Source organism: Hyphomonas sp., assembly GCF_013823385.1.
Taxonomy (GTDB): domain Bacteria; phylum Pseudomonadota; class Alphaproteobacteria; order Caulobacterales; family Hyphomonadaceae; genus Hyphomonas.
Map to the genome: position 1 here is coordinate 39,366 of NZ_PNMA01000006.1, position 23,724 is coordinate 63,089.

At 62.4% G+C, this 23,724-nt stretch carries 17 protein-coding genes; 11 read left to right on the top strand and 6 right to left on the bottom strand.

All coding sequences use genetic code 11. The features are described from left to right. Window position 1 precedes the first annotated feature (1 nt). The 4 genes from C0456_RS05680 to C0456_RS05695 are packed head-to-tail and all read left to right on the top strand — an operon-like array spanning window position 2 to window position 4,960. Window positions 2–1,702, top strand: a complete 1,701-nt coding sequence (locus C0456_RS05680; protein WP_291049404.1) for an amidohydrolase family protein — start codon at window positions 2–4, stop codon at window positions 1,700–1,702. Further along, window positions 1,699–2,661 (top strand): alpha/beta hydrolase, encoded by a 963-nt coding sequence (locus tag C0456_RS05685; RefSeq protein WP_291049407.1) that lies wholly within the window; start codon window positions 1,699–1,701, stop codon window positions 2,659–2,661. Before C0456_RS05680 ends, C0456_RS05685 begins: the two co-directional genes overlap by 4 nt. A 15-nt stretch (window positions 2,662–2,676) precedes the next feature. Next, window positions 2,677–4,197 carry an FAD-binding protein gene (locus tag C0456_RS05690; protein ID WP_291049409.1) on the top strand — a complete coding sequence of 507 codons (1,521 nt, stop codon included), beginning with the start codon at window positions 2,677–2,679 and terminating at the stop codon, window positions 4,195–4,197. 37 nt (window positions 4,198–4,234) lie between these two features. Further along, window positions 4,235–4,960: a TetR/AcrR family transcriptional regulator gene (locus C0456_RS05695; protein WP_291049411.1), complete on the top strand. Its 726-nt coding sequence runs from the start codon at window positions 4,235–4,237 to the stop codon at window positions 4,958–4,960. A 39-nt stretch (window positions 4,961–4,999) separates the two neighbouring features. On the opposite strand, the gene C0456_RS05700 is transcribed toward C0456_RS05695, so the two are convergent. After that, window positions 5,000–6,781, bottom strand: a complete 1,782-nt coding sequence (locus tag C0456_RS05700; RefSeq protein ID WP_291049414.1) for an amidohydrolase family protein — start codon at window positions 6,779–6,781, stop codon at window positions 5,000–5,002. 86 nt (window positions 6,782–6,867) lie between these two features. Between C0456_RS05700 and C0456_RS05705 the strand changes: the two genes are divergently transcribed. From C0456_RS05705 to C0456_RS05715, 3 genes are all read left to right on the top strand, one after another. Further along, a complete protein-coding gene (locus C0456_RS05705; RefSeq protein WP_291049416.1) occupies window positions 6,868–7,488 on the top strand; it encodes an RNA polymerase sigma factor in 621 nt (206 codons plus the stop codon). Window positions 7,489–7,524: 36 nt separating this feature from the next. Further along, window positions 7,525–8,523 carry a FecR domain-containing protein gene (locus C0456_RS05710; protein ID WP_291049418.1) on the top strand — a complete coding sequence of 333 codons (999 nt, stop codon included), beginning with the start codon at window positions 7,525–7,527 and terminating at the stop codon, window positions 8,521–8,523. Between the two features lie 121 nt (window positions 8,524–8,644). Next, entirely contained in the window at window positions 8,645–12,040 is a 3,396-nt protein-coding gene (locus C0456_RS05715; protein ID WP_291049421.1) for a TonB-dependent receptor, read from the top strand. A gap of 90 nt (window positions 12,041–12,130) precedes the next feature. On the opposite strand, the gene C0456_RS05720 is transcribed toward C0456_RS05715, so the two are convergent. From C0456_RS05720 to C0456_RS05730, 3 genes are read right to left on the bottom strand one after another with little or no spacing between them, the layout of a single operon-like run. Further along, window positions 12,131–13,363 (bottom strand): D-amino acid dehydrogenase, encoded by a 1,233-nt coding sequence (locus tag C0456_RS05720; protein ID WP_291049424.1) that lies wholly within the window; start codon window positions 13,361–13,363, stop codon window positions 12,131–12,133. Continuing rightward, on the bottom strand, window positions 13,360–14,550 hold the full coding sequence (gene alr, locus C0456_RS05725; protein ID WP_291049427.1) for an alanine racemase: 1,191 nt from the start codon (window positions 14,548–14,550) through the stop codon (window positions 13,360–13,362). The genes C0456_RS05720 and alr overlap by 4 nt, the downstream gene beginning before the upstream one ends. Beyond that, window positions 14,540–15,817 carry an aminotransferase class III-fold pyridoxal phosphate-dependent enzyme gene (locus C0456_RS05730; RefSeq protein ID WP_291049430.1) on the bottom strand — a complete coding sequence of 426 codons (1,278 nt, stop codon included), beginning with the start codon at window positions 15,815–15,817 and terminating at the stop codon, window positions 14,540–14,542. The genes alr and C0456_RS05730 overlap by 11 nt, the downstream gene beginning before the upstream one ends. 89 nt (window positions 15,818–15,906) lie before the next feature. On the opposite strand from C0456_RS05730, the gene C0456_RS05735 reads away from it, so the two are divergent. The 3 genes from C0456_RS05735 (at window position 15,907) to C0456_RS05745 (ending at window position 19,128) form a co-directional block, all read left to right on the top strand. Next, window positions 15,907–16,854, top strand: coding sequence for a carbohydrate kinase family protein (locus tag C0456_RS05735; protein ID WP_291049432.1), 948 nt, complete (start codon window positions 15,907–15,909; stop codon window positions 16,852–16,854). Further along, on the top strand, window positions 16,854–17,507 hold the full coding sequence (locus tag C0456_RS05740; protein WP_291049435.1) for a class II aldolase/adducin family protein: 654 nt from the start codon (window positions 16,854–16,856) through the stop codon (window positions 17,505–17,507). Before C0456_RS05735 ends, C0456_RS05740 begins: the two co-directional genes overlap by 1 nt. Before the next feature lie 82 nt (window positions 17,508–17,589). Beyond that, entirely contained in the window at window positions 17,590–19,128 is a 1,539-nt protein-coding gene (locus tag C0456_RS05745) for a N,N-dimethylformamidase beta subunit family domain-containing protein (RefSeq protein WP_291049437.1), read from the top strand. A 99-nt stretch (window positions 19,129–19,227) separates the two neighbouring features. Here the strand turns inward: C0456_RS05745 and C0456_RS05750 are convergent, their stop codons facing one another. Continuing rightward, entirely contained in the window at window positions 19,228–20,595 is a 1,368-nt protein-coding gene (locus tag C0456_RS05750) for an MFS transporter (RefSeq protein WP_291049440.1), read from the bottom strand. A 52-nt stretch (window positions 20,596–20,647) separates the two neighbouring features. Beyond that, window positions 20,648–22,903 carry a TonB-dependent receptor gene (locus tag C0456_RS05755; RefSeq protein ID WP_291049443.1) on the bottom strand — a complete coding sequence of 752 codons (2,256 nt, stop codon included), beginning with the start codon at window positions 22,901–22,903 and terminating at the stop codon, window positions 20,648–20,650. Window positions 22,904–23,015: 112 nt separating this feature from the next. Between C0456_RS05755 and C0456_RS05760 the strand changes: the two genes are divergently transcribed. Then, entirely contained in the window at window positions 23,016–23,723 is a 708-nt protein-coding gene (locus C0456_RS05760) for a TetR/AcrR family transcriptional regulator (RefSeq protein WP_291049446.1), read from the top strand. The last annotated feature ends 1 nt before the right edge of the window (window position 23,724 follow it).

Genomic DNA, 23,724 nt, shown 5'->3' on the forward strand with positions numbered 1-23,724 from the left:
AATGTATGATCTGGTGATCCGGAACGGCACGGTGGTCGATGGCTCAGGCATGCCGTCTTACAGGGCGGACATTGCCGTCAGCGGCAATCGCATCGCAAAGATTGGCCGCGTGGCGGAGAAAGGCCGCGAGGAAGTGGACGCTTCCGGCAAGGTGGTCGCGCCCGGTTTCATTGATCCGCATACGCATTTCGATGCCCAGCTCTTGTGGGACGGCTATGCCAAGCCGGCCCTGTCGCATGGCGTCACGACAATTGTTCCTGGCAACTGCTCCCTGTCCCTGGCGCCGCTGAAAGCGGAACACCGCATGAAGCTTGTCGGCATGTTCAACCAGATTGAAGAAATGCCGTACAAAGCCTTCAAAGAAGGCGTCGTCTGGGACTGGGAGACATTTTCCGAATATATCACACGCATCCGCAAGGGGCTGGCCATCAATGTGGCGCCGCTGGTCGGGCATAGCGTGATCCGTCTCTGGGTGATGGGGGACGCTGCGATGGAGCGGACCGCGACGGCCGAGGAAATCGCCGGCATGCAAAGCGTGCTGCGCGAGTGTCTCGATGCCGGCGCGGTTGGCCTCTCCACGAGCTATGTGGACATGGACGAGACGCTGCTGCCCGTGCCGAGCCGGTATGCGGATGCAGGCGAAGTAGACGCGCTGGCCAGCGTTCTGGGCGAATATGGCCGTATCCTGCAGATCGTGCCGGAATTCTATGATCCGGACCTGACGATTGCGCGGCTTGATCAGCTGGCGGAAATCTCGCTGAAATATTCGATCCCGACGACCTTCTCGCCGCTGTTCATCAATGCCGACAATGTGGACGCGGTGGAGCGCGTGATGGCGCGGGTGGACGAGCAGTTTGCGCGCGGGGCCCGCGTGTGGCCGCAGGTGCAGACCCGGCCCATCGATATCAGCTTCAGCTTTGCCGTGCCGAGCCTGATCTTCGTGCGCCTGCCGAATTGGTACAAGCTGATGCGCTTTGGCACGCCCGAGCAGATCATCGAGGGCTTCACCCATCCGGAAAGCCGCCAGAAGCTGATCGCCGAGGCGACGCCGAACATGGGCCTCTGGTCATTCCTGACGCTGCGCTTTGCGCAAACCGAAGCCAACCAGAAATATGTCGGCAAGACACTGGCCGAGATTGGCCAGATGCGTGGCTGCTCGCCGCTGGAAGCGATGATCGACCTCTCGGTGGAAGAGAAGCTGGACGCGCATTTCATGGCCGCGAACATGGGCCACAATAATGATGAGCGTGTCAGCGCGATGCTGAAGCATCCGTACGTGCATATCGGCGCCAGCGATGGCGGCGCGCACATTCTCTCCTTCTCCACCTATGGCGATACGGGCTATCTGTTCTCGCATTTCGTCCGTAATCTGAAGGCCATGAGCATTGAGGAGGCGGTGAAGAAGGTGACCTCCGACACGGCAGGCATCTGGGGCATTCCGGACCGGGGCCTGATCCAGAAAGGCTATGTGGCCGACCTGGTGGTATTCGACCCGGCCACGATCGACCGGGGCGAGGAAACCTATGTTCAGGACGTGCCGGGCGACGGGAAACGCTATGTGCGCGACTCGCGCGGGGTGGATACGGTTGTCGTCGGCGGCGGTATCGCCTGGTGTGCAAAGGCGGGCTATGCCGACAAGGATACGCGCGGCGCCATCCTGCCGGGCACCGGGGCGGACACCCGCCCGCTGGTGGCCGCATGAGCTGGCCGGGTGTTACCCAGCGCCGGGTTGCCACGAACGGGATCGAGCTGAACATTGCCGAGGCGGGCGAAGGCCCGCTGGTGCTTCTGCTGCACGGGTTTCCGGAAAGCTGGTATTCCTGGCGGCATCAGTTCGCGCCGCTGGCGGCGGCGGGCTATCATGTCGTCGCGCCGGACATGCGCGGCTATGGCAAGAGCGACAAGCCGCCGGAGATTACCGATTACGTTCAGACAGAAGTGATCAAGGACATTATCGGCCTCATCCCGGCGCTCGGCTATGATAATGCCGTCGTCATCGGTCATGACTGGGGCGCGCCGACGGCCTGGGCGACCGCGCTGTTCCATCCCGGCGAGGTGCGCGCCGTAGGCGGATTATCCGTTCCCTTCATGCCGCGCTCGCCGGTGCAGCCGATGCCGATGATGCGGGAGATGTTCAAGGGGCAGTTCTTCTACCAGCTCTATTTCCAGGAGCCGGGCGTGGCGGAAGCCGAGTTCGAGAAGGATATGTATACCGCCCTGCGCAAATTCCTGATCATGGCGGCGGGCGAGACAGACCTCACCAAATTGACACCGAAGACCGAAGATGACGATCTGCTGACCAGCCTGCCCTATCCGGAGACACTTCCGAAATGGCTGACGGACGCCGATCTTGATTTCTATGTCTCCGAGTTCAAGGCATCGGGCATGCGCGGGCCGATCAACTATTATCGCAACCACGACCTTCACTGGCAGCTGACCGAAGGCGCGCCGATGGAAATCCATCAGCCTGCGATGTTCGTTGCCGGAACGGCAGACGGCGTGGTGATGATGGCGGCGGCGGCCATCGAGATGATGCCGCATTTCGTCAAGGATCTGCGGATCAACAGGATGATCCCGGGCATTGGCCACTGGACCCAGCAGGAAGCGCCAGAGGCGGTCAACGAGACCATTCTGGAATTCCTGCGCTCTATCGACTCCTGACAGGTGGGGGGACGCATGCGTGAACAAGTGATTGTGATCGGCGCCGGGATCGGCGGTCTGTGTACGGCGCTGTTGCTGGCGCCATCGGGACGGGACGTGATCGTTCTGGAACGCGATGGGCCGGTGGAAACCGGCGATCCGGACGAACTGTTCAAGACGTGGAAGCGCGTGGGCGTAGGCCATCTGCGCCAGAGCCATGCCTTCCTTGCGCGCCTGCGGACGATCATGAAGGCCGAGCACCCTGCCCTGCTCGACCAGCTGCTAGAGATGGGCGTGCGGGAGCTGCCGTTCGAGAACATGCTGACCGAGCAGCAGCAGGCGCGCTATCGACCCGATCCCAGCGATGCCGAGCTGACGATCCTCACCAGCCGCCGCACGACGCTGGAAATGGCCATGCGCCGCTATGTGGAAACGCTGCCGAATGTGACGCTGCGCTCCGGCTTTCTCGTCCGCAAGCTGATTACCCGGAAGGGAGACGACGGCGTGTTCGATGTGACCGGCGTCGAGGGCGAAGAGAATGGCATGGCAGTGACGCTGACCGCTGATGTAATTGTGGACGCCGGCGGCAAGGGCGGCTTTACCATCGAGCAGCTGATGGAGGAAGGCGCCGGCATTCGCCAAGAGAGCGAGAGCGCGGGCATTCTCTATTTCACGCGGCATTACCGTTTCCTTCCCGGCAAGACCGAGCCGGACCGCAAGGCCAACCCGCCACCGACAGGCGATCTGGGCTTTCTGAAGTTCGGCGTTTTCCCCGGCGACAATGGCAATTTCTCGATCACCGTGGCGATTCCCGAGATCGAAATGGAACTTCGCAAGTCCATTCTTGATCCGGAGATTTTCCACCAGATCACGCTGATGCTGCCGGGGCTTCGTCCGTGGACGAATTCGGAGCAGGCCGAGCCGACGAGCAAGGTGTTCGGGATGGGCGACCTGATCAGCCGCTGGCGGGATATGGTGGTGGACGGAAAACCGGCGGCGCGGGGCTATTTTGCTCTCGGCGATACGCTGGTGCGGACCAATCCCCTTTATGGCCGGGGCTGTTCCTTTGCCGCCGTTTCGGCGCAGGCGCTGCGGCAGACGCTGGACGCGACGTCTGATCCGGTGCAGCGCGCGCTCAAATATCATGAGCGTGTGACGGAGGAACTTCGCCCCTTCTATATCGTGCAGCGCCGGCAGGATCGCACGGCCATGAAACGCGCGCAGCAGACGCTGACGCCCGGCGCGAAGCAGAGCTTCCGTTCAAGGATGATGGAGAGCTTTGTGGAGGACGGCGTGAAGATTGCGCTGCGCTCTGACACTCGGCTTTTGCGCGAGGCGATGCGCGGGTTTCACATGCTGGAGCATCCGGAAAAATGGCTGGGCAAGCCGAAGAACCTCGCTGGCGTTCTCTATTACTGGGCGCGCGGGAAACGGCTGAACGCGGCGGCTTATCCGCCAAAGCCGGGCCCGGAGCGTATCGAGATGATGAAGGCATTGAAGCTGAACTATCAGGCCGACATGGAGCGGGCCGCGACCGAAAGGCCACTGGCCGCGTGAAGAAAATGGCGTCAGGAAGCGGGGAGAGGATCGTCTCATGACTTCACCCATCCTGGAGGCTGGCGCCGGCGCCATGGCTGAACCTGTTGCAGATATTGGCCGCCGCGAGCAGGCGAAGGCCGAACGCCGGCAGAAGATCATGGCGGCCGCCCGCGACATGATCCGTGAGACGGGCGACATGAACCTCTCGATGCGCGAACTGGCGAAGCGGGCCGAGGTGAGCGTCGCGACCTCGTACAATCTCTTCGGCTCCAAGCGCGCGGTTGTGATGGCGGTGCTGGAGGACGAACGGGATTTTGTTCAGAAGTATCACAAGCTGAACGTTTCAAATGCCATCGACCGGATATTCGAAGCCTATACGCTGGCCTATGGCTATTTCGTTCAGGACCCGGACTTTTATCGCCCGCTCTGGCGGGCCCTGCTGACGGCCGGGGGCAAGGATGATGATACGGGCCTAGTCAGCCCGGAGCGGCAGGCGCAGACGCGGGCAGCGTGGCATATGCTGCTGACCTCTGCGCAGGATGAGGGATTGCTGAAGACCGATACGAGCGCGGAGGCGCTGGAGCGGATGCTGTCGCATCTGGCCGGCGGGACGCTGCTTTCCTGGTCTGTCGGGATGCTGGAAACCGATGAGCTTCTGCCATCGGTGGGGCTTGGCTATGCGCTGATCTTGGCGGCCTGCGCGACGGACAAGGGCCGCAAGCGGCTGGACGCGAAGATCGCCACTTTCCGGGAGATGCTGGCCAAGGCGCAGAAGGCATAGCCGGCGCCCCTGCCTGGACAGAGGCGCCGGGCAATAGAGTTACGGCGCGGGGTAGAAACCGATATCGTCGATCTCGAACCAGGCGGTTTCGCTTGCCGCGCGGTTCACGAGCACGCCCACCTGGAGGAGATCGTCACCGGTCCATTCCGGAGCCGCTTCACGGTTTCCGGTGAAGGCGAAATCCGTGAACGGAACATTGATGCTGTTCCAGCCCTCGCCTGCCGAAACCCTGGCTTCCCAGGCGCCCTGCATGGAGAGGATGCGCAAGGTGTAGTCCCCAGCGCCGAAGAGTTCGGCCGAAACGCCTTCATAGGCGGTGGCATCTGCCGGGATGACCGAGCCGCGGCTGAGCGGGAACAGCACGCCGGCCATGGGGTTTTCCTTGCGGGCCATGCGGGCGGAGACAGAGAGGACATGATCGCCTGTTGCACGCGGGCGGCGGGTGAAGGTGATCACCGAACGCTCCATGCCGAAGTCGAGATCGGTGACCGGGAGCGTGTCGATTGCGGTGCGGCCATCGGCGCGCTCGAAATCGTCGATCAGGGCCGGGGCCGGGCGCGCGGCGAGGGTTGCCGGGAGCGGCTTAGGTGGGTTTGCGGCGTCATAAACGACGGCGCCATCCACCAGGACGAGCGAGATCTTGCGCACATCGCTGATGGTTTCCCAGGGCTTGCCATTGATGAGGACGATGTCGGCGCGCTTGCCCGCGGCGATGGTTCCGCGGTCTTCGGCGAGACCGAGGGCGGCGGCGCTGTTGGCCGTGGCGGCGATCAGCGCGTCTGCGGGCGGCAGGCCGGCAGCGACGAAAAGCTCGATTTCACGCAGGCTGGCGTCTCCATGCACCAGGCCGCCGATGCCGGCATCCGTGCCGAGCGCAACGGGGACGCCTGCGGCAAACAGGGTGCGGAGGTTTTCCTCGGCGTTGCCGTATTTCCAGACACGCTGGCGCACGGCGGCGCTTTCCATGTCGAGTTCCGGCGCGCCGGGGCGGCGTGGCTCATAGATGGCGAGGGTGGGCGCATAGAACACACCGGAGGCCACGATATCGGCGACCTCTTCTTCGGCGATCACGCGATCCTGCAGGCTGTGGGCGATGATGTCCACGCCGGCGCGGGCGGCGAGCGCGCCGCGATGCGCGGTGACCGTGTGCGTCAGAATACGGATGTTGTTCTTGTGGGCTTCGCCTGCCAGCGCGCTGAGGGTTTCCTCATTCATGCTGGTTTCTTCCGGCGACATGCCATAGCGCCAGCCATCGGTGAAAACCTTGATGTAGTCGGGCTGATACGGCAGCAGTTCCTGCACGGCGCGCTGGGCGGACTCATCGGTGAACACCCATTTCGTGGTGGTTTCGTCGCTCCAGTCAGCCCCATGACCGCCGGGCGTGCTCATGCGCGCAACCATGTTCACATGCGGTGAAGGGATCTGGCTCAGCCATTCGCGGCGCGGCTGAAAAGCCTCCGGCGGCTGATGGAAATCGAGCACCGTCGTCACGCCGGCGGCGAGATAGGCCGCAGCCACATCCGGCAGGGCGGAGGGCGTGGCACGCGGGCCCCAATGGGTGTGCACGTCATAGAAGCCGGGCAGCAGCGCGCGGCCTTCGCCCTTGATGACCTTGGCGCCGCGCGGCGCTTTCACTTTGGGCCCTGCCTCGATGATCCTGCCATCGCGGATGAGCACCGTGCCGCGCCAGGGCGCCGCGCCGGTGGCGTCAAACACCTCAACATTGGTGATGGCGGTGACCTGGCCCGGACGGGCGAAGGCAAACTGCTGCCCAAACAGGCAGACAGTGGCGAGGATCAGAACACTTAGAAGGCGGAGCACATATTTCTCCTTATGTGGGGGGCATCTTGGCTTGTGCAGAAGTGAGCGTCTGTCTCCTAAGACGCACAAGACGGCAAAATCCTCCGGTGAGATCGCATTTTTCCGGTTGTCGCAGAACCGTCACTTGTATTTATCACACAACCAAGCTGGGCGAATCCAAGATGGGCTACCAATCCCGCAAGGGCACTCGAACCGAACATACCCCTGCAGACCTTGATGTGTGGGTGCGCAAATATGGCGGCGCCTTGCGGAATTATTTCCGCAAGCGGGCCCCTGCTGCGCTCGACCCCGAAGATCTGGTGCAGGAGGTTTTCGCCAAGATTGCGCGGAAGGCGGACCTTACAGAAGTCAGCACGGTTGAATCCTATCTGTTCCGGACGGCCAACAGCGTCCTCGTCGACAGCATTCGCCGGTCGGCGGCGCGTGGCGGGGGCGCACATGAAACTTTTGAAGAAGAGCTGCACGGGCTGGCGGATTCTGATCCCGAACGCGTCTTGATAGGAAAGGAAGGAGTCAAACGGCTGATTTCAGCCCTCTACGAGCTGCCTGCCCCTGTTCGTCAGGCGTTTGCGCTCTACCATTTTGAGCAGTACAGGCACTCCGAGATTGCGAAGCATCTGAAAATATCGGTTAGTACGGTTGAAAAATATATGGCGCGAGCAAACGCACATCTGCTGACCCGGCTGGGCCGCAGTGATCGGTATTGATCTGGCGCCATGAAGGATTCGGGTTCGAGAAAGAAGATGACGGTTCATACCGCAGCAGCCGACTGGGATGCGCGCCTGCGCAATCCCGACTGCAGCGACGCTGAACGCGACGCCTTTCGCGCCTGGTACGAGGCAGACCCCAGCCACCGAGAAGCCTATGAGCTTTTACAGGAGGCTGTCTCTTCTCTCCTGTCTGTCGCCCACTCTCCGGAGATGCGCGCGCTGCGGGATGCCGCGCTGAACGCGGGCCCCACGGCCGAAAAGCGACGGTATGCGCTGGTGGCGTGCCTGGCAGTGTTCGCCCTTATGGTGCCGGTGGCGGCCAACTTCCTGCGGCAGGGCAATGCGTCCCCCGGCCAGATCGAGACCGGAGCCGAGACCTATTATGCCACGGCGGTGGGCCAACGTTCCGGCATTACGCTGGAGGATGGCTCGGTGATCACGCTGAACACCGACAGCCGGGTGCATGTGGATTATTCCGGCGAGCAGCGGCTGATCACCCTGCTCAAGGGGCAGGCCCTGTTTGAAGTGGCCAAGGATCCGACCCGCCCCTTCATCGTCACCGCCGGCGCGCAGCGTGTGGTGGCGCTGGGCACGACATTTGACGTGCGCCTCAATGAAACGGCGGTTGAAGTCATCCTGGTGGAAGGCAAAGTCGAGATTGAGGAAGTGCCAGTTTCCGGCAGGAAGAAACCGGCGCCGCTGGTGCAGCTGGCCTCGGGCGAGCGGCTGGTGGCCACGCCCAAGGCGAGCCGGCCGGAAGTGACCAAAGTTGATACCAGCAAGGCCACCAGCTGGCGCGAAGGCTATGTCACCTTCGAGAATACACCCCTCACCGAGGCCATTGCCGAGATGAACCGTTATTCCACAGTGCGGATCATTCCCGAAGGCGAGGGCCTGGCCAGTCTTCACATCACCGGCCTCTTCCGCGCCGGCCAGCAGGCACGCTTCACCGAGGCGCTTCAGGTCTATTTTCCGATCGAAGCCCAGCGCGACGGGAATGTGATCGTGCTAAAAATGTCACAACCTCGCTAGATTGTTACTTGCCTGTCATATTTGGCAGGCGGGTTTGCCCAGTCCCTTGCGTCCTAGGCATTGAAGACGCTTCCCGTGGGGAACAGGAAGCGCGCAGCCCGCAAGAAGCAATGAGGACAAGATGACAAGCAGGACTTCCCAGAACAAACTGAAGCGCGGCGTGATGAGCGGCGCTGCCCTCACCGCCCTGATGGCGGGATCGGCCATCGCAGAGCCTGTGCAGTTTTCTGTTCCTCCAGGATCGCTTTCCAAAGCCCTGACGGATTTCTCCCGCCAGAGCGATCGTGAAATCCTAGTCTCCGCAGACCTGGTGGCCGGCAAGCAGAGCACCGGCCTGGAAGGCACGTATGAGCCTGAAGATGCGCTGAGCGCGCTGATCTCCAATGCAGGGCTCAGCTACCGGGTGACGCCATCCGACGTGTTCCTGATCGACGCTTCCGCCATTGAGCAGACGAGCCCGGATCAGGAAGTCATCAACGAAAGCAGCGTTCAGGCCGAGCCCGTTATTCAGACGGCTGAGGCGGCCACCGAAGAACGCCGTGAACAGACGATCGTGGTTGTCGGCTCTCACATTCAGGGCGCGCGCACCACCGACGCCCTGCCCGTCACGCTGATCGGCCAGGAACAGCTGGCCGCGATCGGCGCAGACTCGGGCGATGACCTCTTCCGCTCCATCCCGCAGATGGGCGACGTGACCTTCAACAGCACCTACCTGCCCCAGTCGAGCAACGCGGCCCGCGGCGATGTCGGCTCTGTCAACCTGCGCAACCTCGGCATCGGCAACACGCTCGTGCTGCTCAATGGCCGCCGGGTGGTTCTCCACCCGACCTCGCGCGCCAACGAGAACCTCGTCCCGGTTCTGACCTACAACACAAACGCCATCCCGACCGCCGGCGTCAGCCGGATTGAGGTTCTGCGCGATGGCGCCGCAGCCATCTATGGCGCAGATGCCGTGGCCGGCGTGGTCAACACCGTGCTGCGCGAAGTGAACAATGGCGGCGACCTGACCGTCCAGTATGGCGGCGCGGAAGGCACTGACCTGCGCCAGCTTGATGTCAACGGCACCTTCGGCACCGATTTCGCGGACGGGCGCGGCAACATCTCCCTGTTCCTCGGCTATACGGATCGCTCCGATCTTTCGACGACGGATCAAAGCTGGACGGCGACCTCCGACCGCCGCAGCTTCTTCACCGGCACCGACTTTGAGGGCGTTGGCACGCTCGACCGCACTAGCACCATCAGCGGCTGGGGCAACTTTGCTACGGTTGGCACCGGCACCGTGCGCCAGAATGGCGTGGCTGTAACGACGGCGGCGGGCGCCTTCTCGATCATTCCATCTGCGAACGGAAACTGTGTTGCCGCCATCGCTGATGGCGTCTGCCTGCGTTCCGGCAACCGCGCAACGACCGGCGCGGACCGCAATACGCGCTATGACACCAACGCTGTCGGCACTTCGCTGATGCCGGAAGTCGAGCGGATCAACCTCTTCTCCACCTTCCGCTATGACATGCCAGGCGGCATGCAGACATTCGGCGAAGTGGGCTATTATTTTGCCGAAACGAACGCGCTGCAGCAATCCTCCACGATGCTGAGCTCTGCCCGTATCACCGTTCCGTCCACGAACTACTGGAACCCCTTCGGGGCCACGCTGCTCCCTGATGGCAGTGTCAATCCCAACCGCCTGCCCGGCCTCAACATCTCGCCGAATGGCGCCGACATCACGCTGACGAGCTATCGCTTCGATGATTTCGGGCTTTCGAATGTGAATGTTGAAAATCACCAGTTCCGTTTCCTGACGGGCGTTCGCGGCGAAATCGGCAATTTCGACTGGGAAAGCGCGCTGCTCTATTCCCGCGCTAGCGTGCGCGATGCGCAGGACGGCGTTTCGGCGACCCGCCTTCAGGAAGCTCTGTCCTGGTCGACCCCGGACGCCTACAATCCGTTCAATGGCGCCAACCCGGCAGATCCCCAGGGTCTCGACACACGCCTGTCGAATGCCGCAGCGCTTGATCATGCCCGTATCCGTACGGAGCGTTACTCGCGCACCTCGCTTGCCCAATGGGATTTCAAGCTGAGCCGCCCTGATCTCTTCACCCTGCCGGGCGGCGATGTGGGCATGGCGACGGGCCTTGAGCTGCGCCGCGACCTGCAGCTTGATGACCGCGACAAGCATGTCGACGGAACAATTACGTTCACGGACACCGAGACCGGCATCACCGTTCCCAGCGACCTGATCGGCACCAGCGATACGCCGGACACGAAAGGTTCGCGTTCGGTGGGTTCGGCCTTTATCGAATTCGCGGTGCCGCTGGTTTCACCGGAGATGAACGTTCCGCTGGTTCAAAGCCTCGAAATGCAGGCCGCCGGCCGGTATGAAAACTATTCGGATTTCGGCGATATCGCCAAGCCGAAGGTGGCTCTGTCCTGGACGGTGATCGACGGGCTTCGCTTCCGGGGTTCCTGGGCACAGTCCTTCCGCGCGCCCAACCTTGAGCAGCTGAACGCGACAGTGGTGTCCCGGTCGAACACACGCACCGACTGGGTACGCTGCGAGGCCGATGAACGGGCCGGACGCATTTCGAATTTCTCCGAATGCACAGGCTACGGATTTGCGACCACCGGCCGCCGCGCCGGCAACCCCGACCTGAAGGCCGAAACGGCTGACACCTGGACCATCGGTACCGTTCTGCAGCCGCGCATCATGCCTGATCATTTCGGCTCGCTGACGCTGACCGCAGACCTCTGGAATGTTGAGCAGGAAGGCCTGATCGGCATCTATGGCGAAGGCAACGCCCTGATCCTTGACTATCTGCTGCGCACCGAGGGTCTGAGCAATCCGGATGTCATCCGCGCTGCGCCGACGGCGGACGAGATTGCCGCCTTTGCCGGAACGGGTCTCGATCCGGTGGGCCGCGTTCTCTACGTCAATGACGCTTACCGGAACCTTCAGCCGCAGAACCTGCGCGGGGTGGATTTCTCCGCATCGCTGGCCCTGCGGGAAACGCCGATTGGCCGGTTCAATTTCGATGTGAACGTCGCGCATCTTATCGAGTATGAGCGTGCAGCGTCTCCGGATATTCAGGTGCTTCTGGATGCGCGGACAACTGCGGATGTCCGCGGGCCTGGCGAGATCAGCGCTGGCACGATCATTCCGGAAGGCGGGAACCTGATGCGTCAGGATGGTTCGCCGCGCTGGAAGTGGAACGCTTCTATGACCTGGCAGCCCACCGAAGCCATCACGATTGGCGTATATACTCAGTACACTGGCTATTTCTGGGATACATCGATCCTGAACTCGGCGGGAGAAAACTGGCGCGTGGATGACCAACAGACGGTCAACCTCTATGCCCAATACGCTTTCGATGAGGGCTTCGCGCAGAACACGCGTGTTCGCCTCGGCGTCCGCAATGTCGGCGACCAGCTGCCACCGATGGACTCCAGCTCGACCGGCTATAATGGCGCGCTCTACCAGCCTTATGGGCGTTACTGGTATGCCAGCATCCGCAAGAGCTTCTGATCAAGGCTCAGACAAAAACAAAGGCGGGCTGGAAACAGCCCGCCTTTTCTTTTTGCCCGGACGCTGCAGCGAAGCCGCGGGAAAACCGGATTATCCCTCCAGGCTGACTTCCGGCTTACGGCCTGAAATCTGATCTGCGACGACCCGCGCAGAGCCGCAGGACATGGTCCAGCCGAGTGTGCCATGGCCAGTGTTCAGCCAGAGATTCTCGAACTTCGAGCGACCGACAAAAGGCACGCCATTCGGCGTCATCGGCCGGTGGCCGCACCAGAGGTTGCGTTCCTCCGATACCGTCACGCCAGGGAAGAGGCTGAAGACAGACCGCTCCAGCGTGCGCAGACGCTGCGGGCGCAAGCTGCGGTCAAAACCGGCGAGCTCTGCCATGCCGCCAACCCGTACGCGATCCCCCAGGCGGGTGATCGCGACCTTGAAGGTTTCGTCCAGAAGCGTCGATTGCGGGGCGCGCGTTTCATCCGTGATCGGCACGGTTATGGAATAACCCTTCACCGGATAGACCGGCAGGCCGATCCCCAGCGGCCGGGCGAGCACGGGAGACCAGGCACCGCAGGCCAGAACAAAGGCGTCTGCCTCGACCGGCTTGCCGCCGATACGAGCGCTGACCCGGCCGCCGTTTTGAAAGAGGCCATCAATGGAAGTGTTCCACATGAACTGCACGCCGCGTGCTTCTGCAATTGCAGCCAAAGCATTGGTAAACTTGAAGCAATCGCCCGTCTCATCCCCAGGCAAGCGCAGCCCGCCAACGATAGGATCGATTGCATGGGCCAAGCCCGGCTCAGCGCGGCGGCAGCCCCCCACACCCAGAAGCTCGAAATCAATACCGCCGGATTTCAGGACTTCGATATCGCGCGCGGCGCCGTCATATTGTTTCTGGGTACGGAAGAGTTGCAACGTCCCCAAGGTTCGGTGATCATAATCGATGGATTCTGCGGCGCGCAGATCCCGCAGCATACCGCGGCTGTAGGTGGCCAGGCGGACCATTTTTTCCTTGTTGGCCGCGTAGCGCGCAGGCGTACAATTGCGCAGCATGGCGAGACACCAGGCCACCATGGCGGGGCTGAGCTTGTGATATTGGATGATGAGGGGGGCGTGTTCCATGAACAGCCATTTGAGCGCCTTCTGCGGCACATCCGGCGAGGCCCAGGGAGACGCATAACCCGGCGAAATCTCGCCCGCATTGCCAAAGCTGGTTTCCAGTGCCGGGCCGCTCATGCGGTCCACCACGGTCACGTCATGGCCATCGCGCGCGGCGTAGTAGGCGGTTGTGATTCCCACGACGCCGGCGCCCAGAATGACGACTTTCATGACTGTGTCTCCTCTCCACTGAGGGATGGCGAGTTGATATAGCTGCGGGCGAAACGTTGCCCGAGACTGGTTAGGATTTCGTGCGGCGTGGTGGCGATCTGGCCGGCAAGGTCCGCAACGGACTGATTGGGGCCGATCAGCTCCACACTGTCGCCGGGCCGGATACGCCCTTCGGGCAGGTTCGTCACGTCCACCATGCAGCTGTCCATGGAGATGCGGCCAAGGATGGGCAGGCGCTGCCCGGCGAACCAGGCGGCGCCCTTGCCGCTGAGCGCGCGGGGCCAGCCATCGGCGTAGCCTGCGGAAATCGTGGCGGCGCGCAGGGGACGGTCTGCGATGTAATCGAAGCCGTAGCCGATGCCTGTCCCCGCCGGGATGTTCCGCAACTGGATAACACGCGCTTCCAGGCGGATGGCAGGCTGCATTCCCGGCGCGCCGCCGGGGCCCGGCTCTACGCCGTAAAGCACAAGGCCTGGGCGGAGAACATCGCCGGCCGCTTCCGGGAGGAACAGGGCGGCGGCGGAATTGGCGAGGGACCGCGGCACTGAGGGCATGCGCGCATAGAAGCGGGCAAAGCGGCAGATCTGGTCCGCATTCGCTGGCGCGCCGGGCATGTCAGCACATGCCATATGGGTCATCAGGAGGCGGATGTTCACCTGACCGGCAAAGTCCGGCCAGTCCAGGACCTCGTCAAGTTCCGCTTCGCTCAGGCCGAGACGGGACATGCCGGTATCGACCTGAAGGGCAGCGGGCAAATCGCGCCCCAGATCAACCGCGAGCGTGTACCAGGCACGTGCCTGCTCCGGCGTGCTGAGCACGGGACGGATACCCGCCTCTGCGCAAAGCAGCTCGCTGCCGGGGGCGAGGCCATTGAGGACAAAGAGGACAGCATCTGTTGGCAGGAGGGGCTTCAGCGCAATCGCTTCGGCAAGATGGGCGACGAAGAAATCTCGCGCCCCCTGCCCTGCGAGCGTGGAGGCAACCTGGTCGGCGCCGAGGCCATAGGCATCCGCCTTCACAACGGCGCCGACGCGCGCAGCCGGGTGCATCGCGCAGAGGCGGCGATAGTTGGCGGCGATGGCGCCCATATCAATTGTCAGCCGGCCGGCCTCATCCGTAGACGGATGCCAGTTGCTCATCTGCTCAGTCTGGAATTGAGGCGCCGGCGCGGCTGCCTCAGTGTCCATCCGTGAGCAGCCCGAGGATCGCCAATTTCTCGATGCGGGGCAGCGTGCCCGCCTCGCGCACGAATTTGAAGGCGTCATCAGCGACTTCAACCGTATGGTCGATGTCGGCGTCGGTCATGGCGGCGCAGATGAACATGTTGTGCCAGGGATGGAAGTAGACGCCACGCTTCAGCAGAGCCTGGTTCCAGGCATAGCCTTTGGAATAGCCCGGATCATCATCAAACATGATGAGCGGCATTTCTGCCGGGCCGGTCTGGCGGAGGGCGAAGCCGTGACGGTTTGCGGCCTCGTCCAATCCCGTGCGCAGGCGCTGGCCGAGGGCCTGGGTGCGCTCAAGATAGTCCGTGTCGCGGATCAGGCGCAGGGTTTCGAGGCTTGCAGCCATCGGCGCGGCCGAGAACCAGAAGGAGCCGGTGGCGTAGATTGTAGCGGCGGCGTTGCGGGCCTTTTCGGCGCCAAGCAATGCCGAGATCGGGTGGCCGTTGGCGATGGCCTTGCCCCAGCTGGAGAGGTCGGGTTTCACGCCGACGCGCGCCCAGCTGGAATCGCGGGCGAGGCGAAAACCGGCGCGCACATCGTCCACGATCAACAGGGCCTCTTTCTCATCGCAGAGCTCACGGGCCCGGCGGGCGTATTCCGTTGTCGGATCTTCCTGATCGACGAAAGTATCGTGTTTAATCGGCGAAGCGAAGATGGCGGCAAGATCATCGCCCGCCTTGCGCACGGCCTCTTCGAGGCTGGCGACATCATTATAGGTGTAGAACACCTGGTTGGCGCGGTCGCTGGGCGCGGTGCCGTTCCTGACCGGCGTGCACCAGGGAGCGGCGCCGTGATAGGCGCCCTTGGCCAGCACGATCGTGTTCTTGCGGGTGAAGTTGCGGGCGACCATCATGGCCATCGTGGTGGCGTCAGTTCCGTTCTTGCAGAAGATCGCCCAGTCTGCGTGGGAAACCATCGCGGTCATCTGCTCGGCAAGCTCGACCATCAGGCCGGCGGGGCCGGTCATGGTGTCGCCTTTCTTCAGCTGGCTGATATAGGCCGCATCGATGCTTTCATGGCCGTAGCCGAAGAGATTTGGGCCGTATCCGCACATATAGTCGATGTAGCGGTTGCCGTCAGCGTCCCACATATAGGCGCCGGACGCGCGGTCAAAGAACTGCGGATAGTCATCAGGAAGCAGGCGGACGGACTGGTGACCATACATGCCGCCGGGAATGACCGCTTCGGCCCGTTCACGCAAAGCCTTGTCCACTGAGTTCGTCCACATGTTGTCCTCGCCAATTTTTCCGATAAGATAGTTTTGACTATCTTACTTAAGACCGGTATGGACGCAAGGTAAATTCGGGAGGAAATCGGATGAAACTTGATCTTCTATGCGTGGGGCTGACCACGCTGGATGTTGTGGGCCGGCCGATCACGGAAATTCCGCAGAATGAAGGCGGGCGCCTGATCGAGCAGATCGCTTGCGCGCCAGCGGGCACAGCAGCAGGCGCGGCCTGCGTGGCGGCGCGTCTGGGGCTGAGGGCCGGCGTCGCGGGCGCGATTGGCAGCGATCTGACGGGCAAGTTCGTGCGCTTCGCGCTGGAAGATGGCGGGGTGGATACCAGCCTCCTGCTAACATTGGAGGGGTATCCCACCTCCACGACCATCCTCCCGATTGATCATCAGGGCCGCCGCCCGACGCTGCATGCGCCGGGGGCTGGCTCTGTTCCGCCGCTGACGGACGCGCTGATGGCGGCCGCCACAGATGTGCGCTGCCTGCATTATGCGGCGATTGGCGCGCCGACATTTGATGGCGGGCCGGGCGAAAAACTGGTTGCGGCGGCAAAGGCAGCAGGCGCCCTGGTGACCTGTGACCTCATCGCGCCGAGGCCGGACGCGAAGGAAGAGCTTAAACGCATTCTACCCCATGTGGATTGGTTTCTGCCGAGCGCCGACGAAGCGCGGTTTCTGACCGGGATAGACGATCTCCAGTCCGCAGCAGATGCCTTCATTGCGATGGGCGCCAAGAACTGCGTGATCAAGGATGGCGGGCGCGGGGCCGTGATGGCGGTGGGCGAGCTGCGGGGGCGGCTGCCGGCATTTGACATCAAGGTGGTGGATACGACGACGTGTGGTGATTCCTTCTGCGCGGGGTTCATCACGGCGCACCTCAAAGGGCTGGGCAATCTGGAGGCGCTGAAGTTTGCCGCCGCCACGGCCGCGATGGTGGCGCAGGGGCTGGCGACCTATGGCAAGCTGGAGAGCTTTCAGCAGGTTGAAAACGCTGTCAAAACCCTGCCCGTGAAGGAGGCCGCCGCATGATGAGCGAGCAGGAAACAAAGCTGCGCGAGCAGATTGTCGAGGTGATGGCGGCGATGGACGCGCGCGGCCTCAACCGGGGGACATCTGGCAACGTATCCGCGCGCCTGGGCGAGGATATGCTGGTGACGCCGACAGGCGTGCCGCCTTCGATGCTGGCGCCCGAACATATCGTGCGGATGGGGGCAGATGGCCACTTTGATCCGGCGGGCATGAAGCCGTCCAGCGAATGGTTGATGCACTGGAAACTGTTGCAGCTGCGCCATGATGTGAACGCGGTGGTGCATTGCCATTCGCGCTTTGCGACGACGCTGGCCTGCGCCAACAAACCGATCCCTGCCCTGCACTATATGGTGGCCGTCAGCGGGGGGCCGTCTGTGCCCGTGGCGCCCTATGCGACGTTCGGCTCGGCCGAGCTGGCCGAGGCCGTTTGCGAGACACTTTCCGGACAATTCGGGACACTTATGGCCAATCACGGACAGATCGTGGTCGCGCCGAGCCTCAAACAGGCGCTTCTGATCGCCGAGGAGATCGAGGAGCAGGCCGCCATCTATTGGGGCACCCTCGCTATAGGCGGACCGACCCTTCTGGCCGATGATGAGATGACGCGCATCGCTGACCGGTTCCGCTCCTACGGGCAGAAGAAGAAGCCGTAAGGGCCAGGGTGCGGCGGGATTGCGCTTGCGCATATGATAATGATGGCTACCATTAATCCGTAGAGATTGATGGGAGCCCCCGATGCTGGCTTGTTATACTGACCGCCTGAGCCTTCACTCCGGCGAGACATTCGCCCTTCATATCAGCGTGAAGAATGGCCCCTGCCGGCTGGAGATTGCGCGCGTCGGCAAGGCGCGCGAGATCGTCCACACGCAGGATGGGATTGTGGCGGGCTATCACCCGGCGCCGGAGGATGCGGATCGCAAGGGCTGTGGCTGGCCGGTCGCGCTGGAGATGACGGCGGGCGCGGACTGGCGGACGGGCTATTACGACATCGTGCTGACGGATGCAGCCGGCGAGCAGACCCGCCATTTCGTCTGCATCAAGCCGGCCAAGGGCAAGGCAGGCTCGAAGGCAGTGCTGGTGCTGGCGACGAACACCTATCATTCCTATAACTGGTGGGGCGGCGCGAACGCCTATTCCAATGTGACGGGGCTGATGACCGGCAAGGTGCCCTTTGATCAGGCGATGGACCAGGCGATTGGGGTTTCCTCCACCCAGCGCCCGTTCACCCAGATGATCATTGCCGCGCCCGAGGGCGCCCCGCGCCTGATCAACATGCGTTCGCGCGGCTTCAAGGAGAAGCCCTGGACGGCGGACCCGGACTGGATGCGCAAACATCGCATCTCGCCCTATGACGGCTCTGCCGGCTTCCTCAACAAATGGGAACATGCCTTTGCGGCGTGGACGGAAGAAGAGGGCTACGCCTTCGACTATGTGACCGATTATGATCTGGATACGGACCCTGATCTGCTCTCGGCCTATACGTCTGCCTTCTTTGTGGGGCATTCGGAATACTGGTCGGGCAATCAGCGCGCGCAGGTGGAGCGGTTTGTGGATGGGGGCGGCTATGCCGCGATCCTCTCTGGCAACACCTGCTTCTGGAAGGTACGCTGGGAAGACGACGGCAAGACCTATGTATGCCACAAATGGAAGGGCTTTGAGGCGGAAGACGTGCCGGCAGAACTGGCAACGCATCTCTGGTCGCACCGTGCCTTCAAAGCGCCGGAAGCCGAGATCACGGGACTGAGCTTCAATTTCGGGGGCTATCATCGCCTCGGTATGTGCGTCTCGCGCGGCTCGGCGGGCTTTACCATCTACAATGACAAGCACTGGGCGCTGGAAGGCACAGACCTTTTCTATGGTGACATCCTTGGCGGAGACGTGCCGCTGATCGGATATGAGAGCGATGGCTGCCAGTTCGAATTTGGCGCCGATGGCCTGCCCAAGGCGATCCCGCTGGGCGGGGTTCCGGAAAACCTCGAAATTATCGGCATTGCGCCGGTGACGCTGGGCGAGGATTCGAGCAGCGGATATGCGCCGATGATCCCGCCGGAGAAGCTTGATGTGATTGCTGAGGTGATCCATGGCGACGGGTCGCCCGCGATGCAGCAGCGCGTGTTGCGCGGGCATGCGATGCTGGCGAGCTTCAGGCGCGGCAAGGGCGAAGTGTTCAACAGCGGAACGACGGAATGGGCGCATGGGCTGGCGGCGAAAGACCCGTTCGTCGAGACAATCACACGCAATGTGATGAAGCGCTTTGGCGTGACAACGGCCTGATCGACACTTATTCTGTATAGGAACAAAAATCGAAAGGCGCGGGAGGGACAGCCCCCGCGCCTTTCTTTTGGCCTGAATTCTTGATGGCTGGGAGGAAACTCAGGCCAGGTCGGGTTCCTTGCCGCCGCCCTTCACGAAGAAGAGGAGGATGAACCCTGCCGCAAACAGGAGGGTGACGGGGACGAAACCCGCCTGTTGCGAATGGAAGACGGCCGTGAAGATGCCAACCAGCATGGGCCCGAGCCAGCTGGTGGAGTTCCCGGCCAGAGCCGCGAGGCCGAAGAAGGCGCCCATCTGGGAAGCAGGCGCGAGACGCGTGAGCAGCGTGCGGCTGGAGGACCAGGCCGCAATCTGGAACACGAAGCCGGAAAAGCCGAAGAACACGAAGACAAGTTCCGGAAGCGTCGAGAACATCGGCGCATTCCAGACAGGCTGAGGATCCGCAACGGGCATGAAGAGGATCTGCGCAGGCGCCGCGCCAATGATCCCGATGAGGCCAACGACGGAGCCCGCAATCTCTATCTGGAAAGCGATCTTTGGGCCGAAGGTTTCATCGAGCCAGCCAGCCAGCACGCCGCCGATCAGGCCGGCCACGCAGCCAAGCAATCCGTAGACGAGCATTTCCGTGCCGCCCCAGCCCATGACACCGGCCGCATACACCCCGCAGAGGATGAGCAGCACGCCGCCGGCATCCTGCGCCAGTGTGCGGGCGAGCAGATAGATCATCGCATCGCGGTTCTGTTTCCAGTTGCGGATGAGGGAAATGAGCGCGCCAACGCCCACTCGCACCGAAGAGGCATCGGCCTTGCTGCCGGATTTTGCCGCATCCTTGCTGAACAGGAACAGCGGAATGGCGCAGATGGCGAAGGTGAGCGCCACCAGGATGGGCACCATCCGGTCTGGCTCGCTGGCTTCCTTCGAGAGGCCGAACAAGGGTTTGTCCGGAAGCATCAGCGCCATCAGGATGAAGACCAGCAGGATGATCGAGGTGACATTGCCGAGCGACAGCGCGAGGCCCGAAGCCATCGGCCGCATGCGCGGCGCGGCCGCGTAAGGCAGCATCGAGGAGAAGAGAACTTCCCCGCAGGAGAGGAGAATGGAGATCAGCCCCAGAATGGCGACCACCACCCAGGGCGAGAGGATCGCGCCGCCAGGCGCCGCGAACCAGAGCGACATCATCAGGGGAATGACCATCAGCGTGATCAAAGCCAGCCAGGGCTTGCGGGGACCGAGGGTGTCTACCGTTGCCCCGATGACCGGGGCAATGAAAGCAACCGTCAGACCCGAGATCATTCCCATCTGGGCGATCATCGCCTGCCCTTTCACGCCGTCGCCCACAACCAGAGTTGCGAAATACGGCGCAAAGAGGAAGCCATTGACGAGGCCGATATACGGGTCTCGCCCTGCCTGGTAGGTGGCCCAGGACCAGGCAGAACGATCCAGCTTGCGGGCGCCCGGCGCGGACACGGAGGGAGGCAGCGCCTCCTCCGGTCCGGCCGCTGTCGGCATCAGCGCCATATCAGTAGCGGTAGCGCAGGAAGAGGCCCGCGCTGCGTGGACGCGAATAGGTCAGCAGGTCAACGCCGAGGCTGTCGATGGGGTTGGCGGAGGTGAGATAGGCCTCATCCGTCAGGTTGCGGCCCCAGAGACCGGCTTCGATGCTGCCATCGGGTGACATCACCGAAAGCTCTGCGCCGACGAGCCATAGCTCCGGATCAGAGAGGCGCTCGCGCATGGTGCTGTCGAAATAGACTTTCGACCGGTAGGACACGTCGATGCTGGGCGTGATGACCACGCCGGTTTTCGTGTGGATGGCGTAGGCGGCGCGGCTGGTCAGGCTGAACTCAGGTGCCTGGGGCATCTGGTTGCCGGAATAGTCGTCACCCAGCGAGTTGTACTCGCCGTATTCGGCGTGGAGCCAGGCAAGGCCAAGCGAGAGATCGAGATTCTCGATCGGCATCACGGTGAACTCGGCTTCCGCGCCATACATTTCGGCGCCGGCGGCGTTGTCGAGCACCTGCACGGTAAGCCCGTTACGCTCCACCGTCGAATAGGCCTGGATGTCCTGATAGTCGTAATAGAAGCCAGAGAGGTTCATCCGCAGGCGGTTATCCCAGAGATCGCTCTTGGAGCCGATTTCGTAGGCGTTGACGGTTTCGTTCTCGTAGGGCGCGATCTGCTCCGGGCTGTCGGCATTGCCGCCGAAGAAGCCGCCGGATTTGTAGCCGCGGCTGTAGCTGGCATAGATGTTGGTCGTGTCTGTCAGGTCATATTTCAGGCCGACCTTGCCCGACCAATCGCTGAAAGTCTTGTCTGCCTGATAGCTGAAGACCGGCAGAACGCCTTCGGCAATCGTGGAATAGTCCATCGACTTTTCATCCGCCGACCAGCGCAGGCCGGCCGTGAGGATGAGACCCGGCGCAAGCTCGTAATCCGCCTGACCGAAGATGGCGTAGCTGTCGGTTTTTTGCGTGTACGGATAACCGAGATAGATGACCGAGTTCTCGGGGCTGACGCCCGTGGGGTTTTCCGGCGTGATGAACAGCGGGCGCAGGATGCGCAGGATGTCATAGGCGCTGTCGCTGGTGGTCGTGTCCTTCATGTAATAGCCGCCAACGACCCATTTCAGGCGCTCGCCATCGGAGGCAAGGCGCAGTTCCTGGGAGAACTGTTCCTGGGTGTTATTGTAGAAGGCTTCCAGCATCTGCAGCGGGCTGGAGTCGGTGTTCTCATGCGCGCTGCGCTCGACATCCTGATAGGCGGTGATCGAGGTGAGCGTGAGGTCGCCGATTTCGCGGTCGATGGTCAGCGCGGCGGACCAGAGGTCGACCTTGTCCTTGCCTTCGACATCTGCGGTGATGGTGTAGGGATCGCCGCTCGTATCGGCAAAGCCCAGGGCATCGGTGCAGAGGCCGCTGCGGAAGAAGGCCGGGGCGCAGACGCCGTCAGGGCCGGCGGCGGAAGGGTCAGCCGGAAAAAGCTGGCGGGATTTGGGCTGAACCGCGCCGCCCCGGTTTGAGAAGGTGTTCACGGTCAGCAAGATGTCGGTGAGGTCATCCGGCGTGTAGAGCAGCGAGCCGCGAACGGCGTAGCGCTCGGCATTGTTCACCTTGTTGCCGGTGACGGCATTGGTGCTGTAGCCGTCATCTTCGGCATACTGGCCGGCGATGCGGAAGGCGAGCTTGTCGCCGACGATCGGGCCGCCATAGGCCGCATTGAGCTCAACCGCGCCGAAATTGCCCGCTTCAATGGAGGCGTAGCCTTCCGGCGAGAAGGTCGGGCGTTTAGAGATGACGTTGATGGCGCCGCCGGTGGTGTTGCGCCCGTAGAGCGTGCCCTGGGGGCCGCGAAGAACTTCAACACGGTCAAGGTCGTAGAACGTCGAAAACTGGGCGAGCGGCGAGCCGATATAGACGCCATCCGCATACAGGCCGACGCCGCTGGAGGAGGTCGGGTTGAAGTCGTTGAGGCCAGCGCCGCGGATGAAGATCTTCGGGTTGGCCGCTGCATCCGCCGCCGCGATGCGCAGGCCGGGGACGAGGTTGTCGAGCGAGGTAACGTCGGTAACGCGTTGTTTTTCCAGCGTTGAGGAGGAAAGCGCGGTGATGGCGATCGGGACATCCTGAACGTCTTCAGCCCGTTTCTGCGCCGTTACGACAATGCTCTCCAGCCGGCGCGCGGAGGCCTCTTCCTGAGGCTCGGTTTCGGTCTGCGCGACAGCGCTGCCGGTCCAGAGAAGGGCGACCGCCCCGGTTCCGATCAAAAGAGATCTCATCGCAGAATCCTTTTCTTCCATCCCTATTCGGAGGCGATTGGATAGCGATCACTAGCACTTTTACAATAGCTTTAATTACCGTTTCATGATGTTTGGCCTATATGTGTGCAGAATGAGCACAGCCAGCGTGGGGAACGCCGAGGAAATGAGCAGCCCTAAGAAAACGACCTCCCGCAAGGTGGCCGAGCCCATGCAGGTGGAAACCGCAACCAAGCAGCAGCCCCAGCAGGCCCGCGCGCAGGATACGTTCGAGCTTATTCTCGACACTGCCGGCCGCCTGCTGGACGAGGTGGGGCTGGAGCGGCTGTCGACCAATCTGGTGTGCCGCCGGGCGGGAATTTCCCCGCCTGCCCTCTACCGCTACTTCCCGAACAAATATGCCATTCTCCGGGAACTCGGCGACCGCCTCATGGCGCTGCAGGACCAGGCCGTTCTGGAATGGATCGACGGGGGCGGGCTGGAAACCACGAGCTTTGAAGAGGAAGTGGCGAGCAATGTGCGCCTGCAGGAGCGGGTGAATGATATCACCCGGCAATTCCCCGGAAACATCTTTGTACTGAGGGCGCTGCGGGCCATCCCCATCCTGCGGGAAGTGCGCCTCGCCTCCAGCGATATGGTGGCCGAGCGCATTGCGGACGCCATGAAGGCGCGGGGCCACCCCGCCTCACGCGAGCGCCTGATTGCCAGCGCCCGTCTGACAACCGAACTGGCCTACAGCGCCATGGAGATGGTGCTGGAGGAGCCCCAGCGCGACGCGCATCAGATATGTACTGACGTCTCTAAAATGATCGCCAACCATTACAGGCAGCTGAAAGACTGAA

Excerpts from the sequence above, each read along its gene's own strand:
- C0456_RS05680 (WP_291049404.1), top strand. The coding sequence starts at position 2 with ATGTATGATCTGGTGATCCGGAACGGCACGGTGGTCGATGGCTCAGGC.
- C0456_RS05685 (WP_291049407.1), top strand. The coding sequence starts at position 1,699 with ATGAGCTGGCCGGGTGTTACCCAGCGCCGGGTTGCCACGAACGGGATC.
- C0456_RS05690 (WP_291049409.1), top strand. The coding sequence starts at position 2,677 with ATGCGTGAACAAGTGATTGTGATCGGCGCCGGGATCGGCGGTCTGTGT.
- C0456_RS05695 (WP_291049411.1), top strand. The coding sequence starts at position 4,235 with ATGACTTCACCCATCCTGGAGGCTGGCGCCGGCGCCATGGCTGAACCT.
- C0456_RS05710 (WP_291049418.1), top strand. The coding sequence starts at position 7,525 with ATGACGGTTCATACCGCAGCAGCCGACTGGGATGCGCGCCTGCGCAAT.
- C0456_RS05715 (WP_291049421.1), top strand. The coding sequence starts at position 8,645 with ATGACAAGCAGGACTTCCCAGAACAAACTGAAGCGCGGCGTGATGAGC.
- C0456_RS05720 (WP_291049424.1), bottom strand. The coding sequence starts at position 13,363 with ATGAAAGTCGTCATTCTGGGCGCCGGCGTCGTGGGAATCACAACCGCC.
- alr (WP_291049427.1), bottom strand. The coding sequence starts at position 14,550 with ATGGACACTGAGGCAGCCGCGCCGGCGCCTCAATTCCAGACTGAGCAG.
- C0456_RS05730 (WP_291049430.1), bottom strand. The coding sequence starts at position 15,817 with ATGTGGACGAACTCAGTGGACAAGGCTTTGCGTGAACGGGCCGAAGCG.
- C0456_RS05735 (WP_291049432.1), top strand. The coding sequence starts at position 15,907 with ATGAAACTTGATCTTCTATGCGTGGGGCTGACCACGCTGGATGTTGTG.
- C0456_RS05740 (WP_291049435.1), top strand. The coding sequence starts at position 16,854 with ATGAGCGAGCAGGAAACAAAGCTGCGCGAGCAGATTGTCGAGGTGATG.
- C0456_RS05745 (WP_291049437.1), top strand. The coding sequence starts at position 17,590 with ATGCTGGCTTGTTATACTGACCGCCTGAGCCTTCACTCCGGCGAGACA.
- C0456_RS05755 (WP_291049443.1), bottom strand. The coding sequence starts at position 22,903 with ATGAGATCTCTTTTGATCGGAACCGGGGCGGTCGCCCTTCTCTGGACC.
- C0456_RS05760 (WP_291049446.1), top strand. The coding sequence starts at position 23,016 with ATGAGCACAGCCAGCGTGGGGAACGCCGAGGAAATGAGCAGCCCTAAG.